We start from the raw sequence: 15,014 nt of genomic DNA, 5'->3' as shown, positions 1-15,014 counted from the left end.
GATGCTTCGGATGGGACGACGTCGGCCCAGAGTGTTATTTCGTGGCGGGGCTGCTTGTGGCGCTGGTGCCGACGGTGTCGCTCGTCGCGGGCGGCTCGCTCACGTCGACGAAGTCAGAGGGGTCGCCTGAGTCTACAGCCCCGGGAGCCTTGCCCTCGCGACCGGGCACGTACGGCGACGGCTCCAGACCGAGGTGACGACGGGACTGCACGACGAAGATCACGATGCCGAGGACCACGCCGAAGATGGCCGCCCAGACGTTGGTGCGCAGGCCCAGGATGATGTCGCTGGGGTCGATCCGGATGGATTCCCAGACGATTCGGCCCGCGGAGTACCAGATGAGGTAGATCGCGAACTGCTTGCCCCACTGCAGTCCGAAGCGGTTTCCGGCCCACAGGATGACGGCGGCACCGAGCAGGTTCCAGATCACTTCGTAGAGGAAGGTCGGCTGGAAAAGCGTGCCGGATGGCAGTCCGACGGGGATCGCCGGGTTGCCGGCCGCGATCTCGAGTCCCCAGGGCAGGTCGGTCGGCTGGCCGAAGAGTTCCTGGTTGAACCAGTTGCCGAAGCGGCCCATCGCCTGCGCGATGATGAGGCCCGGGGCGACGGCGTCGGCGAAGGTCCAGAACCGGATGCCGGTCCACTTGCAGCCGAGGATCGCGCCGACGGCGCCGCCGATCAGCGCGCCGTAGATGGCGATGCCGCCCTCCCAGATCGCCCAGACGGAGCCCGGCTGGGTGATGTTCCAGGGGTTCGACCCCGGCCCGAAGTAGAAGCCGAGGTGCGTGACGACGTGGTAGATCCGCGCCACGATGATCGCGAGCGGAACCGCCAGCAGGCAGATGTCGATGACGATCCACTTCTCGGCGCCCCGGCGCGTCAGGCGAGCGTTCGTGAGCAACACCGCCACGATGATGCCCGCGATGATGCAGAGGGCGTAGAAGTGGATGCGGAGCGGACCGAGATCGACGTACGAGATGGTCGGGCTCGGGATGCTGGCGAGCACGCCGGAGGCGGCGCTCGAGAGGGCGAACGTCATGCGAACGAGTCTAAGGCGCGCCGCGTCGTGCCCGTGGACAGCTCCCGTGCGAGCTCCGACAGACCGTCGACGCCGCCGTCGCGCAGCGCCTTGACCAGCGCCGTGCCGACGATCGCGCCGTCGGCGTAGTCGACGACCCCGGCGACCTGCTCGGCGTTGGAGATACCGATGCCCACGCACGCGTGCTGCGCGCCGAAGGTGCGGAGACGTTCGACGAGCGTGCGGGCTGCGGCATCCAGCTGCGTGCGCTCCCCCGTGATCCCCATGGTCGACACGGTGTAGACGAAGCCCGTCGAGGCCTCGACGATCATCCGCAGACGCTCGTCCGACGAGGTGGGGGCGGCGAGGAACACGCGGTCGAGGCCGGTGCGCTCGCTCGCGGCGATCCAGGCGGCACCGGCGTCGGGCGTGATGTCGGGCGTGATGAGACCCGCTCCCCCGGCGGCGACGAGTTCGTCGGCGTACCGGTCGATGCCGTATTGCTCGACGAGGTTCCAGTACGTCATCACCAGGACCGGCACCTCGGTGCGCGCCGTGACCTCGCGGATGATGGTGAACAGGTCGCGCATGCGGAAGCCGTTGGCGAGCGCCGTCTGCGTGGCCTCCTGGATGACCAGGCCGTCCATCACCGGGTCGCTGTAAGGCGGGCCGAGCTCGATCACGTCGGCACCGGCCTCGGCCAGGGCGACGGCTGCGTCGATGCTCGTCTGCACGTCGGGGAAGCCGGCGGGCAGGTATCCGACGAACGCCCCGCGCCCCTCGGCCTGGGCGGCATCGATCGCGGCGGAGACGCGCGAGGTCACAGCTCGACCCCTGCGCCGCTCGCAGCGTCGGGCGCCGCTGTCACGTCGACGGGTGAGCCGGGCGCCGATGCGACGGCCTCGGCCGCACGCGTCTGCGCGGGGCCGTTCGCCTCCTCCGGCGCGTGCTCGGCGTCGTAGAGGTCGAAGTACCGCGCCGCGGTGTCCATGTCCTTGTCGCCGCGACCCGAGAGGTTGATCGCGATGACGGCATCCGGGCCCATCTCCCGTCCGACGCGCAGGGCGCCGGCCAGGGCGTGCGCCGACTCGATCGCGGGGATGATGCCCTCGGTGCGCGAAAGCAGGCGCAGGGCCTGCATCGCCTCGTCGTCGGTGGCGGGGATGTACGTCGCGCGACCCAGGTCGGCGAGCCAGGCATGCTCGGGACCGACACCGGGGTAGTCCAGGCCCGCCGAGATCGAGTGCGACTCCGTGGTCTGGCCGTCTTCGTCCTGCAGTACGTACGTCCGTGCGCCGTGCAGGACTCCGGGGCGACCACGACCGATGGATGCCGCGTGCTTGGGGGTGTCGACACCGTCGCCGGCCGCCTCGACGCCGTAGAGCGCGACGCCCTCGTCGTCGAGGAACGCGTCGAACATGCCGATGGCGTTGGAGCCACCGCCGACGCAGGCGAACACGGCATCCGGGAGCCGGCCGAGACGCTCGAGGAATTCGGCACGCGTCTCTTCGCCGATGATCTTCTGGAAGTCGCGGACCATCGCCGGGAAGGGGTGCGGACCTGCGGCGGTGCCGAAGATGTAGTTGGTCGTCTCGACCGAGGCGACCCAGTCGCGGTAGGCCTCGTTGATCGCGTCCTTCAGGGTGCGGGAGCCGGTCGTGACGGGTACGACCTCAGCGCCCAGCAGGCGCATGCGGGCGACGTTCAGCGCCTGGCGCTCGGTGTCGACCTCGCCCATGTAGACCACGCACTCGAGGCCGAAGAGAGCGGCCGCGGTGGCCGTGGCCACGCCGTGCTGGCCGGCCCCGGTCTCGGCGATCACGCGCGTCTTGCCCAGGCGCTTGGTGAGCAGCGCCTGCCCGAGCACGTTGTTGATCTTGTGCGATCCGGTGTGGTTGAGGTCTTCGCGCTTGAGGAACACCCGCGCGCCGCCCGCGTGCTCGGCGAAACGCGGTACCTCGGTGAGGACCGACGGGCGGCCCGCGTAGTCGTGCAGCAGGGCGCGCAGCTCCGCGTGGAAGGCGGGATCGGCCATCGCCGACTCGTAGACCTCGGTCAGCTCGTCGATGGCGGCGATGAGCGACTCGGGCATGTAACGGCCGCCGAAGTCGCCGAAGAACGGCCCCTTCTGGTCGCGAAGGCTCGCGGGCCGATCGCCGGGCTTCTGATCGCCCGGTGCGCGGTCGTCCCGTGCGTGGTCACTGAGGGTGGTCATGAGGTCTCCTGGAGGAACGCGCGGAGGGTGGCGACCGGGTCACCGGTCACGAGGGCCTCGCCCACGAGCACGACGTCGGCGCCGGCGGCTCGGTAGTGGGCGACGTCGGCGGGCGCGAGCACCGCGGACTCGGCGATCTTCACGGCATCGGCCGGGAAGCGGTCGGCGAGCGAGCCGAACAGGTCGCGGTCGAGTTCGAACGTGGAGAGGTTGCGGGCGTTGACGCCGATGAGCTTGGCGCCGAGGTCGGCGGCGCGCTCGAGTTCTTCCGCCGAGTGCGTCTCGACGAGGGCGGTCATGCCGAGCTCCGCGGTCAGGGCGAAGAGCTCCGCGAGCGTTTTCTGGTCGAGCGCGGCGACGATCAGCAGCACGAGGTCGGCGCCGGACGCGCGCGCTTCGAGCACCTGGTACGGAGTGGCGAGGAAGTCCTTGCGCAGAACAGGCACGCCCACGGCGGCGCGGACGGCCTCGAGGTCGGCCAGGCTGCCCTTGAACTTGCGCCCCTCGGTGAGCACTGAGATGGCCGACGCGCCGCCCTCTTCGTACAGCCGCGCCTGTCGCGCGGGGTCGGGGATGGCGGCGAGGTCGCCGCGCGAGGGGCTCGCGCGCTTGACCTCGGCGATGATCTTGACCCGGTCGGCGGGGGCGAGCATCGCCAGGGCGTCGCGAGCCGGGGCCTGCGCGAGGGCGTCTCGTTCGACGTGGGCGAGCGGACGCGACGCGGCGCGCTGCTCGGCGTCTTCAACCGCTCCGGCCGTCAGATCGGCCAGCACGGTCAGTGCGCCTTCGGGTTCGACTTCGCGCCGCCCGCGCCGTAACCGGCCTTGGTCATGCCCCAGCCCACGATCGCGCCGACGACGAGCAGACCCACTGAAGCCCACACCATCACGGGCATGTCGAGCCAGAAGAACAGCGTGCCGAGCGTGAACGCGACGAGCATGATGATCACGGCCGTCCAGGCGGCGGGCGAGTGTCCGTGGCCGGGGTCACCGATGGGGTTGCTCATGGGGCTCCTAACAGTCGCGCGCGGGCGCGGGGAAAAGCGTCGATCCAGTCTACCGAAGCGTGAGGCGGGTCCCGGCGTCAGCGTCTCGATGTCGCGAGGTCTTCCGTCGAGGCGATGCCGCGTTCCGCGCCCGCGTCGTCCCTCCGCCCGTTCCTCTCCGTCGTGGCGCCGAGAAACGCGATCGACGGGAGGAAACGCGCTCTTGCAGCGTTTCTTCGCGGCGAACCCGTTTCTCGATGGTGCGCGAGGTGCCGCGACGCTTCGCTGCGCGACAGAGCGACGCGCCACGGTCATCCGGTCGTGCCCGGTGGATGCCGGGACGCGTCGCCGTATCGCGCGGGCGATGGATGCCGCGAACCGTCCCCGTCTCGCGCGGGCGATGGATGCCGCGACGCCTCGCTGCGCGACGGCCCGCCGGGACGGCTCAGGCCGTGGGGTCGTCGCCGCGGGACAGGTCGTCCCAGGAGTCGATCGCGTCGTGCGGCCGACCGGTGTCGGTGCCGGCCTCGGTCGCCGTGCGGTACTTGCGGCTCGCGCCGGATGCCCACCGGCGAGCGGTCACCAGGGTGAAGATCGCGGCGGCGAACAGAACCGCCTGCGCGAGCAACGTGAGCGCCGGCCACGGCGTCAGCGAGAACCCCGAGATGAGGGAGGCGACGGCATCCGTTCCGGAGATGCCGGTGGCTTCGGTGACGGTCGAGGCTGCGGCGGTCGCGGGGCGTGCGATCAGCAGCTGCGCGGTGCCCACCCCGACCAGTACCGCGATCAGGGCGCCGAGAACGCCGAACACGTGACGCAGGACGGGACCGACGATCGACAGGGCGGCACCCAGGGCGAGGGCCGCGAGGCTCAGGGGTGTGAGGACGGGCAGCGCGTCGGCGCCGGCCACGGCGAGGGTCTGCTGCGCACCGTCGTCGAGGGTGACGTCGATCCAGGTCTGGGTCGACGCGATCACTCCCAGCGCGCCGGCGGCGAGCATCGCGAGGACGGCCGTGGAGCGGGCGCGCCGCATCAGCGCTCCCCCACGACCGGATGCAGGTCGTCGGCGTCGAAGCAGGTGTGGTCGCCCGTGTGGCAGGCGGCACCGATCTGGTCGACCTCGATCAGCAGCGTGTCGCCGTCGCAGTCGAGGCGCGCGCCCTTGACGATCTGGATGTGGCCGGAGGTGTCCCCCTTGCGCCAGTACTCCTGGCGCGAGCGCGACCAGAACGTCACACGGCCGGTCGTGAGCGTGCGGTTCAGGGCTTCGGCATCCATCCACCCGACCATGAGCACCTCGCGCGAGTCGAACTGCTGGATCACCGCGGCGACCAGGCCGTCTGCGTCGTACTTCACACGGTCGACGCTCATCGGCGTACCTCGATCCCCTCGGCGGCCATGGCGTCCTTGACCTGTCCCACGGTCAGCTGGCCGGAGTGGAACACGGATGCCGCGAGCACGGCGTCGGCGCCGGCCTGGATCGCCGGGGCGAAGTGCTCGAGCGCACCCGCGCCGCCTGAGGCGATGACCGGGACCGCGGCGACCTGGCGCATCAGACGGACCAGCTCGAGGTCGAAGCCCTGCTTCGTGCCGTCGGCGTCGATGGAGTTGACCAGCAGCTCCCCCGCTCCACGCTCGACGGCCTCGCGCGCCCACTCCAGGGCGTCGAGGGTCGTCTCGGTGCGTCCGCCGTGGGTGGTCACCACGAAGCCGGAGGGGGTGGATGCCGCGCGCTTGACGTCGAGCGAGAGCACGATGACCTGTGCACCGAAACGGTCGGCGATCTCGTCGATCAGGGCGGGGCGGGCGATGGCGGCGGAGTTGACGCCGATCTTGTCGGCGCCGACCGCGAGCAGGCGGGCGACGTCGTCGGCGGAGCGCACTCCCCCGCCCACGGTGAGGGGGATGAACACTTGCTCGGCGGTGCGGCGGACGACGTCGTAGGTCGTGGAGCGCTCGTCGACGGTGGCGGTGACGTCGAGGAACGTGACCTCGTCGGCGCCCTGGTCGAAGTAGAGCTTCGCGAGCTCGACCGGATCGCCCATGTCGCGCAGGTCGAGGAAGTTCACGCCTTTCACGACCCGGCCGGCGGCGACGTCGAGGCACGGGATGACGCGACGCGCGAGGGTCATCAGAGCCTCGCGGCGAGGATCTCGGTGACGAGGATCGCGCGCGCACCGATCGCGTAGAGCGCGTCCATGACCTGGTTGACGTCGCGGCGCGGGCTCATCACCCGCACAGCGACCCACTCGGGGTCGCGCAGCGGCGAGATCGTCGGCGACTCCAGGCCCGGGGCGACGGTGACGGCCTGCTCGACGAGGGCGGCGGGCAGGTCGTAGTCGATGAGGACGTACTTTCGGGCGGCGAGCACGCCGCGCAGGCGACGCAGGAGCGTCTCGGTGCCCTCGGCCTCCTGCGGACCGGCGATGAGCACGGCATCCGACTCGAGGAGGACGGGCCCGAAGATCTCGAGCCCCGCCTGACGCAGCGTCGTGCCGGTGGAGACGACGTCGGCCACGGCATCCGCCACTCCGAGCTGCACGGCGGACTCGACCGCGCCGTCGAGCGGCACGATGTCGACCGCGATGCCGCGCTCGTCGAGGAAGGCGTCGACCAGGCCCGGGTAGGCGGTGGCGACACGCAGGCCCTGCAGGTCGGCGACGTCGGTGAAGCGGCCGGGGCGGCCGGCGAAACGGAACGTCGAGCCGGCGAAGCCGAGCGACTCGACCTCGCGGGCGCCGGGCATCCGCGCGTCGAGCAGCAGGTCGCGGCCCGTGATGCCGACGTCGAGGGCTCCGGAGCCGACGTAGGTCGCGATGTCACGGGGGCGGAGGTAGAAGAACTCGACCTCGTTGACGGGGTCGACGGTGTACAGGTCTTTCGAGTCGCGTCGTCCGGTGTAACCGGCCTCCGAGAGCATCTCGGCGGCGGTCTCGGCGAGCGACCCCTTGTTCGGCACGGCGATTCGCAGCATGACGGGGGCTTTCGTGTGGGGTGAGCTGTGGGAGGAGGGGCGGGGCTCAGAGATGTCGGTAGACGTCCTCGAGCGACAGGCCCTTCGCGAGCATGAGCGTCTGCAGGTGGTAGAGCAGCTGCGAGATCTCTTCGGCAGCGGCCTCGTCGGACTCGTACTCGGCGGCCATCCACACCTCGGCGGCCTCTTCGACGATCTTCTTGCCGATCGCGTGCACACCGGCATCGAGCTGGGCGACGGTCCCCGACCCCTCGGGTCGCTCGACGGCCTTGGCGCTGAGTTCCGCGAACAGGTCGTCGAAGGTCTTCACGGTTCCAGGGTATCGGGTCGGCGGGGGTGGGGCTGTCGCGGCGGGGTGGCGCTGCCTGACGTCCTCGCCACGCGCGTGGTCGCTGCATCCGTGTTGCTGGGTCGTGAGAAACGCGTTTCGCGGGGAGAAACGCCGTGGTGAGGCGTTTCTTCGGAGGGATGCCGTTTCTCGAGGGGCGCGGGGCGCCGGGCGCGGGGAGCGGGGAGCGAGCGTGCGAGTGTCGACGCGGGTGATGCGGGGCAGTGGCGCGTGCCGCGGGGGTCAGTGGCGGTGGCGGGACGCCGCGGCTCGCAGCGACTGGATCGCCGCGTCGGGGTCGTCGGCGCCGAAGACCGCGGAGCCGGCGACGAAGGTGTCGGCCCCCGCCTCGGCGGCCTGCGCGATCGTGGACTCGCCGATGCCGCCGTCGACCTGCAGCCACACGCTCGCGCCGCGACGCTTCGCTTCGTCGGCGAGCGCGCGGAGCTTGGGCATGGTCTCGGGCATGAACGACTGGCCCCCGAAGCCGGGCTCCACGGTCATGACGAGGATCTGATCGAACTCGTTCAGGGAGTCGAAGAGGTTCTCGACGGGAGTGCCCGGCTTCACGGCGACACCGGCGCGCGCACCGATTGAGCGCAACCGGCGCGCCAGGGCGACCGGGGATGCCGCGGCCTCCAGGTGGAAGGTGACGGATGCCGCGCCGAGCTCGGCGTACGCCGGGGCCCAGCGGTCGGGGTCGTCGATCATCAGGTGCACGTCGAGGGGCACCGGGCTCGTCTCCTGGATACGCGCCACCATCTGCGGCCCGAACGTCAGGTTGGGCACGAAGTGGTTGTCCATGACGTCGACGTGCACGAAGTCGGCGCCCGCGATGCGCGCGAGTTCGGCCTCCATGTTCACGAAGTCGGCGGCGAGGATGCTCGGGTTGATGCGGGAGGCGTCGGTAGGCACCCGACCATTATGTGCGGGGACCACACCGGCGTGACCGCCGCACTCCCCCGGGCCGTCGACGCGAGCGTCCGCGACACGCCGTGCAACGCCCGCATGGCGTGGCGGGGGCGCCCGACGAGAGGGACGGCCCGCCCCCGCGCTGCAGGCGCGCGGCGGGTCAGCGCTTGCGCAGGAGGGCGATCGACATCGCGTCGGTGCCGTGACGGTGGGGCCAGAGCTGCGCGCGGAGCGATCCGTCGAGCTGGTCGGGCAGGTCGATGTCGTCCACTGCCACGGAGCGGACGACGTCGCGGGCGTCGAGCTCTTCGACCGCGTCGCCGAGCTCGCGTCTGACGTCCGCGAGCACGCCCGAGGTCTCGGCCAGGTGCGGCGAGCACGTCACGTAGGCGACGACGCCGCCGGGCTTCAGGGCCTCGAAGGCCGCGAGCACCAGATCTTGCTGCAGCGCCGTGAGGTCGGGGACATCGGCCGGGGTCTTGCGCCAGCGTGCCTCGGGCCGGCGGCGCAGCGCCCCGATGCCGGTGCACGGGGCGTCGACGAGGATGCGGTCGTACTGTTCCGGCATCCGGGCCGCGCGTTCGCGCCCGTCCTCCTCGCTCACCTCGACGGCGAGGGGCACGGATGCCACCGCCTGTCGCACCAGCCCGGCGCGCGCCGGCGAGATCTCATTGGCATCCAGTGACGCGCCATGCGCGAGCGCCTCGGCTGCGAGCAGGGCGGTCTTGCCCCCGGGGCCGGCGCAGAGGTCGAGCCAGCGTTCACCCGCCTGCACCGGGAGGGCGTGACTGAGGGCGAGAGCAGCGAGTTGCGACCCCTCATCCTGCACCCGGATACGGCCGCCGGATGCGCGGATGAGACCCTCGGGGTCTCCGCCGCGGGTGGTGAACGCGGTGGGTGCGAAGCGCGCGGGTGAGGCGTCGGCGGGCACCTCGGCGAGTTCGGGAAGGGCGATCATGGCCACGCGCGGGGCGACGTTGTCGGCCTCGAGCAGGGCGGCGAGCTCGTCGGCCCGGCCTTCGGCGGTGAGCGCGCGGCGCAGGGCCCGCACGATCCACACGGGGTGGGACGTGGTCAGTCCGATGCGCTCGTCGTCGCTGCGGGCGCCGGCGGCGATGCGGTCCATCCACTGCCCGGGCGTGTCGCGCGAGACACGGCGCAGCACGGCGTTGGCGAATCCCGCCGCGCCCTTGCCCCCGCCGTGCCGACGGGCGAGCTCGACGGACTCGTTGACCGCGGCGTGCGAGGCGACGCGCGTGGACAGCAACTGGTGCACCCCGAGGCGGAGCGCATCGAGCACGTGCGGGTCGATGCGGTCGACGGTGCGGTCGGCGGCGGCGGCGATGATGGCGTCGTACGTTCCCCGGCGGCGGAGGGTGCCGTAGGTGAGTTCCGTCGCAAGACCGGCGTCTTTGGCATCCAGTCTCGCCCGCATGATCGCGTGCGGTAACAGCAGGTTGGCGTAGGCCTCGTCGCCGGAGACGGCGCGAACGACCTCGTACGCGACGGCGCGCGCTCCCTGCACGCTCATGCGCCGAGCACCGGTCCGTCGGCGCGAAGACCCCGGTACCAGTCGCCGGCGGCCATGGCACCCTTGCCCGCGGGCTGGACCGTCTCGAGGCGCAGAGGCACGGTAGCCGTACCGACGATCACGTCTTTCCCGGATGCCGCGATCCGCCCCGGCGGGAGCGGGGGCGCCTCGGCGGGAGCTGCGCGCAGCACCTTGAAGCGGGCGCCGTCCAGGGTCGTATGGGCTCCGGGCTCGGGCGTGACGCCGGCGATGCGGTGGAGGAGGGTCTCGGCATCCTGGGTGAAGTCCAGCGCGCCGTCCTCGAGCGTGAGCTTGGGCGCGAGGGTCGGTTCCCCCCGCTGCGGGGTCGCGACCGCCGTGCCGTCGGCGATGCCGTCGACGACGCGCGCGAGCACGGGCGAGCCGATCTCGGCGAGGGCGTCGAGCACGTCGGCGGTGGTCGCTCCGACGGGCACCTCGTACCGCTCCTCGGCGAACACGTCGCCCGCGTCGAGAGCCGCGACGAGCTGGAAGACGGAGGCACCGGTCACGGTGTCGCCGGCGATGAGGGCGCGTTGCACGGGCGCGGCTCCCCGCCATCGCGGAAGGAGCGAGAAGTGCAGGTTGATCCACCCGTGCGCGGGCGTTGACAGCAGCGGCTCGCGCACGAGTCCGCCGTAGGCCACGATCACGCCGAGGTCGGGCGCGAGTGCGGAGATCCGCTCGGTGACGTCGGCGTCCAGGCGGTCTGCCTTGATGGTCGGGATGCCGAGCTCGTCGGCGGCCCGAGCGACCGGCGACGGGGTGAACACGCGCTTGCGTCCGAGCGGGGCGTCGCTGCGGGTGACGACCGCGATGATCTCGTGCGGGCCGGCGGCGAGGGCACGGAGGGAGGGGACGGCGACGGCGGGAGTGCCGGCGAAGACGAGGCGCATGGTTCTCCTCAGGCGTTTCGGGGCGGATGGATCCGGGCGGGTGCGCCGACACGGACTCCGGAGGGGTTCGACCGACGGCGCGCGGCGCTCACAGATCGGGCTCGGGGATGTCGAGACGGACTCTGAGCGTACTGCGCGGCTTCGGACCGCGATCCTTGCGGGACTTGCGGGCGCGCAGCGCGTCGGCGATGACTCCGGCGCGCAGGGCCTCGGCGACGGCCCGTCCGTGCGCGTAATCGAAGCGCACGAGCGCGCGCGAGGTCGCGAGGTCGGGCGTTTCCGAGGTATCGACCGGCCCCAGGATGGCGAGCGGGTCGAGGTCGGTCACCGTCTCGCGCAGGGACGCGAGCAGGGTGTCGACGCTCCGGGAGTGGCCGTCGACGCTTGCGACCCGCACGGCGGGCGGCATGCGCAGCGGCGCCCGGTCCACCAACTCGGCGCGCGCGTATGCGGGTTGCGTCCAGGTCGCGAGCGCCCGGGCGACTGGCCCCGCCACGCCGACGAGATGCACGGGCGCGCCGGGTGCGGCGAGAGCTGCGGCGTTCGACCACCACCGCAGGCAGCTCTCGCCGATGCGCAGGGCCTCGCTCTGCAGCATCCGGTCGCCGTCGAGCAGGATGACGGCGCGGTATCCTCCGCGGGCGATCGGCTCGGCGCCGCGCGTGGCGATGATCAGCGCCGGCTGGGAGTCGACCTCGGCCACCGGATGGGCCCCGTCGGCGACGATCACGCGGGTGTTCGGGAAGGCGCGACCGAGCTCGTCGGCGGTGCGCTCGCTCCCCGACGACGCCATCCGCAGCTTCGTCGAGCCGCAGTGCCCGCACGCCCAGGCGTGCGCGCTGCGACCGCACCAGGCGCACACCGGGGTCGCTCCGGGACGAGCCGCGCGAAGGGGACCTGCGCACTGCGCGCACCGGGCGGGGCGGCGGCAGTCCGCGCAGACGAGCGAGGGGGCGTAACCCGGACGGGCGACCTGCACGAGTACCGGCCCGTTCTGCAGGGCCTCGCGCGCCGCCGCGAACGCGGAGGAGGGCACACGCGACTGGCGCTGCTCCCCCTCGCGGGTCGCGCTCAGCACGATCCGCGGGCTGGGGCGGCGGGCTTGGGCGATCTCCCGCACATAACCGACCTCGACGAGCCTCTGCACGTCCGTGGTGCGCGTGTGCCCGGCGAACATCAGAGCCGAGCCCTCGAGCTCCTGGCGCACCAGGGCCGCATCGCGGGCGTGCACGCCCGGGGAGAGCGGCTCCGACAACAGCGAATCGCCGTCGTCCCAGATCGCCACGAGCCCGGTGTCGTGCGCGGGCGCGTAGACGCCCGACCGGCGCCCGACCACGATGCAGGGCACGGACGCGAGGGTGCGCAGGTACTGCGCGTAGCGTGCGGGGCCGGACTGATCGGCGTCGTCGCGCACGATGGCATCCGGGGTCACGAGCTCGCCGAGGGCCGCGAGAAGCTGAGCCTGATCGCGGTAGTCGGGCACGACGAGGACGGCGCTCCTCCCCCGCGCCAGCGTGTGCACGGCGGCGGCGGCGAGGAGGTCGGCCCACGCTCCGCGTGGCAGCTCCGGATGCGGGTGCGGGGGTGCGTCGAGCGCGAGACGCTCACCGGCGTCGAGAGCCTCGGCAAGCCCGGGATAAGCGCGCAACGCGACCTCGGATCGCTCACGGGCGGCCGGTACGACATCGGGCGGCCCGGGCGGCGGTGCGGCGACCCATGCCTTCTCGGCGCGGACCATGCGCCGGGGAACGGCCAGCCGCAGCACGTCGCTGACGGAGCCGGCGGCGCGGTCGGCGACGCGTCGCGCGAGCGTGTAGAGACGATCGGGCAGCACGGGCATCGGCGAGACCACGGCCTCGATCGACGACAGTGGGCGCTCGGTGCCGTCGTCGGCCACCACCTCGATCACGAAGGCGTCCATCATGCGCCCCGCCGAGCGCAGCGGAACCTTGACCCGCACGCCCGGGGCCACGTCGGTCACGAGCGGATGCGGGACGGCGTAGTCGAAGAGGCGGTCGAGCTGCGGTACGGGCGACTCGAGCTGCACGCGCGCGACGCGACGTTCGCTCACGGGTGGACACCGCGGGCGCGGGAGTGCGGGCGGGCGGCGGCGGCGGGAGGCGTATGCGCTCGATGGCCGCGGGACGTGCGTGCGCGGGCGCCGGAGCACGTACGAGCGCCGCCGGGGCACCTGTCTTCGTCCTCCCGGGGACCGATGTAGGACCACGCGCTCTGTCGCACACCGGAACAGGTCCCGCAGCGCGCACGAGCCAGGTCGCGGGACCGGGAGAGCTCGCTCGTCGCCGTGCCGACGCCCGCCCCGCTACGCCGTGCGGCGCCCGCCCTGCTACGCCGTGCGGCGCCCGCCCGCACGCTCAGATTCCGGCGGCGGCGCGCAGCTCGTCGACGCGATCGGTGCGCTCCCAGGTGAAATCGGGCAGCTCACGGCCGAAGTGACCGTACTTCGCGGTTTGCGCGTAGATCGGGCGCAGCAGGTCGAGCTGCTCGACGATGGCCGCGGGCCGCAGGTCGAACACGTCGCGGATCGCGCGGACGATCACGTCGTCGTCTACGTGAGCGGTGCCGAACGACTCCACGTACAGACCGACGGGGTTCGCCTTGCCGATCGCGTAGGCGACCTGCACCTCGAGGCGATCGGCGAGGCCCGCGGCGACGGCGTTCTTCGCGACCCACCGCATGGCGTACGCGGCCGAGCGGTCGACCTTGGACGGGTCCTTGCCGCTGAACGCACCACCTCCGTGGCGGGAGGCCCCACCGTAGGTGTCGATGATGATCTTGCGGCCGGTGAGCCCGGCATCGCCCTTCGGGCCGCCGATGACGAAGGGACCGGCCGGGTTGATGTAGTACTTCACATCGGGAAGCTCGAGGCCGGTCTCGGCCAGCACGGGGTCGATGACTTCGGCTTGCACCTGCGCGCGCAGGTCTTCCTGCGAGATGTCGGGGTGGTGCTGGGTCGACAGCACGACGCTGTCGACGGTCCGCGGGGTGAAGCCCTCGTAGCCGAGCGTCACCTGCGTCTTGCCGTCGGGTCGCAGGAACGGCAGCGCACCGCTCTTGCGCACTCCCGCCAGACGCTCGGCGATACGGTGCGCCGTCCAGATGGCCATGGGCATGAGCTGCGGAGTCTCGTTCGTGGCGAAGCCGAACATGATGCCCTGGTCGCCGGCGCCCTGCAGGTCGTGGGGGTCGACGGATCCGCGCTCGCGCTGCTCGAACGCCTTGTTGACGCCGGCGGCGATGTCGGAGGACTGCGCGCCGATCGAGACGGAGACACCGCACGACTCGCCGTCGAACCCGGTGTCGCTCGAGGTGTAACCGATGCGGTTCACCACGTCGCGGACGATCGCGGGGATCTCGACGTAGGCCCGGGTCGACACCTCGCCCGCCACGTGCACGAGTCCGGTCGTGACGAGGGTCTCGACGGCCACACGTCCCGTGGGGTCGTCGGTGAGGATGGCATCCAGGATGCTGTCGGAGATCTGATCGCAGATCTTGTCGGGGTGTCCTTCGGTGACGGACTCGGACGTGAACAGGCGTAGGTCGGTCAAGACGACTCCGGGAGGATAGCGAGCAGGGAACGGGCACAAGTATGCCCCGGACGGCGGTGAGCCGCCCGGGGCATCGTCACATCTGTGAACACTTCACGAGTGAGCCGGTGAAGACGGTGGATTACTCCGCGGCGCGCAGGCGCAGCTTGTCTTCGTGGATCTCGTGCAGCGCGATCGTGAGGGGCTTGTCCTCGACCGTGGAGTCGACCAGCGGGCCGACGTTGTCGAAGAGGTTTCCCTCGTGCAGGTCGGAGTAATAGTCGTTGATCTGACGCGCGCGCTTGGATGCGTAGATGACGAGCTGGTACTTCGAGTCGACCTTGTCGAGCAGAGCGTCGATGGGCGGGTCGATGATGCCCTTGTCACGTCCGGCCATGGGGAACCTCCTGGTTCGGCGGGATGGGGTGGATGCGGCGCCGGAAGCGCCGAAGCATCCTCTGATTCTAGCCGACACCGGCGAAGCGCGTGCCGAGGGGTGCGGGGCGGGTCGTGTTCGTCCGATTCGGGGCGGATTCCGCCATTCGGGGCGGGGCTGTCACGCCCCGAGGAGCCGATTCCGCCCCGAACC

General features: G+C 71.7%; 16 protein-coding genes. All 16 read right to left on the bottom strand.

Features of this window, described 5'->3' with window-relative positions; all coding sequences use genetic code 11:
* Positions 1-34: 34 nt before the first annotated feature.
* Entirely contained in the window at positions 35-1,039 is a 1,005-nt protein-coding gene (lgt, locus tag ACTJJP_RS03060; protein WP_440773557.1) for a prolipoprotein diacylglyceryl transferase, read from the bottom strand.
* Positions 1,036-1,842 carry a tryptophan synthase subunit alpha gene (gene trpA / locus ACTJJP_RS03055; protein WP_440773556.1) on the bottom strand — a complete coding sequence of 269 codons (807 nt, stop codon included), beginning with the start codon at positions 1,840-1,842 and terminating at the stop codon, positions 1,036-1,038. Before trpA ends, lgt begins: the two co-directional genes overlap by 4 nt.
* Positions 1,839-3,110, bottom strand: a complete 1,272-nt coding sequence (gene trpB / locus ACTJJP_RS03050; protein WP_440773673.1) for a tryptophan synthase subunit beta — start codon at positions 3,108-3,110, stop codon at positions 1,839-1,841. Before trpB ends, trpA begins: the two co-directional genes overlap by 4 nt.
* A gap of 119 nt (positions 3,111-3,229) precedes the next feature.
* The gene (trpC, locus tag ACTJJP_RS03045; protein WP_440773555.1) at positions 3,230-4,006 is read right to left on the bottom strand and encodes an indole-3-glycerol phosphate synthase TrpC; all 777 of its coding nucleotides are present in this window, start codon (positions 4,004-4,006) and stop codon (positions 3,230-3,232) included.
* A gap of 2 nt (positions 4,007-4,008) precedes the next feature.
* On the bottom strand, positions 4,009-4,239 hold the full coding sequence (locus ACTJJP_RS03040; protein ID WP_183419586.1) for a DUF6704 family protein: 231 nt from the start codon (positions 4,237-4,239) through the stop codon (positions 4,009-4,011).
* 424 nt (positions 4,240-4,663) lie between these two features.
* Positions 4,664-5,251, bottom strand: a complete 588-nt coding sequence (locus ACTJJP_RS03035; protein WP_440773554.1) for a Trp biosynthesis-associated membrane protein — start codon at positions 5,249-5,251, stop codon at positions 4,664-4,666.
* The gene (hisI, locus tag ACTJJP_RS03030) at positions 5,251-5,589 is read right to left on the bottom strand and encodes a phosphoribosyl-AMP cyclohydrolase (RefSeq protein ID WP_440773553.1); all 339 of its coding nucleotides are present in this window, start codon (positions 5,587-5,589) and stop codon (positions 5,251-5,253) included. The genes ACTJJP_RS03035 and hisI overlap by 1 nt, the downstream gene beginning before the upstream one ends.
* Positions 5,586-6,350 carry an imidazole glycerol phosphate synthase subunit HisF gene (gene hisF, locus ACTJJP_RS03025; RefSeq protein WP_440773552.1) on the bottom strand — a complete coding sequence of 255 codons (765 nt, stop codon included), beginning with the start codon at positions 6,348-6,350 and terminating at the stop codon, positions 5,586-5,588. Before hisF ends, hisI begins: the two co-directional genes overlap by 4 nt.
* Complete coding sequence (gene hisG / locus ACTJJP_RS03020) at positions 6,350-7,192, bottom strand: ATP phosphoribosyltransferase (RefSeq protein WP_440773551.1); 843 nt, start codon at positions 7,190-7,192, stop codon at positions 6,350-6,352. The genes hisF and hisG overlap by 1 nt, the downstream gene beginning before the upstream one ends.
* Positions 7,193-7,238: 46 nt before the next feature.
* On the bottom strand, positions 7,239-7,502 hold the full coding sequence (locus ACTJJP_RS03015) for a phosphoribosyl-ATP diphosphatase (RefSeq protein ID WP_094732978.1): 264 nt from the start codon (positions 7,500-7,502) through the stop codon (positions 7,239-7,241).
* 261 nt (positions 7,503-7,763) lie between these two features.
* Positions 7,764-8,435 carry a ribulose-phosphate 3-epimerase gene (gene rpe, locus ACTJJP_RS03010; RefSeq protein WP_440773550.1) on the bottom strand — a complete coding sequence of 224 codons (672 nt, stop codon included), beginning with the start codon at positions 8,433-8,435 and terminating at the stop codon, positions 7,764-7,766.
* A gap of 157 nt (positions 8,436-8,592) precedes the next feature.
* A complete protein-coding gene (locus tag ACTJJP_RS03005; protein WP_440773549.1) occupies positions 8,593-9,963 on the bottom strand; it encodes an RsmB/NOP family class I SAM-dependent RNA methyltransferase in 1,371 nt (456 codons plus the stop codon).
* Positions 9,960-10,877, bottom strand: a complete 918-nt coding sequence (gene fmt, locus ACTJJP_RS03000) for a methionyl-tRNA formyltransferase (protein WP_440773548.1) — start codon at positions 10,875-10,877, stop codon at positions 9,960-9,962. Before fmt ends, ACTJJP_RS03005 begins: the two co-directional genes overlap by 4 nt.
* 88 nt (positions 10,878-10,965) lie before the next feature.
* Positions 10,966-12,948: a primosomal protein N' gene (locus ACTJJP_RS02995; RefSeq protein ID WP_440773547.1), complete on the bottom strand. Its 1,983-nt coding sequence runs from the start codon at positions 12,946-12,948 to the stop codon at positions 10,966-10,968.
* A gap of 304 nt (positions 12,949-13,252) precedes the next feature.
* Positions 13,253-14,446 (bottom strand): methionine adenosyltransferase, encoded by a 1,194-nt coding sequence (gene metK / locus ACTJJP_RS02990; RefSeq protein WP_440773546.1) that lies wholly within the window; start codon positions 14,444-14,446, stop codon positions 13,253-13,255.
* 121 nt (positions 14,447-14,567) lie between these two features.
* A complete protein-coding gene (rpoZ, locus tag ACTJJP_RS02985; RefSeq protein WP_055837405.1) occupies positions 14,568-14,822 on the bottom strand; it encodes a DNA-directed RNA polymerase subunit omega in 255 nt (84 codons plus the stop codon).
* Between the last annotated feature and the right edge of the window lie 192 nt (positions 14,823-15,014).

It is taken from the genome of Microbacterium sp. 22296 (assembly GCF_052045385.1).
Classification (GTDB): Bacteria; Actinomycetota; Actinomycetes; order Actinomycetales; family Microbacteriaceae; genus Microbacterium.
Note: the sequence above shows the minus strand (reverse complement) of the source record. Positions and strands in the feature narration are given on the sequence as shown.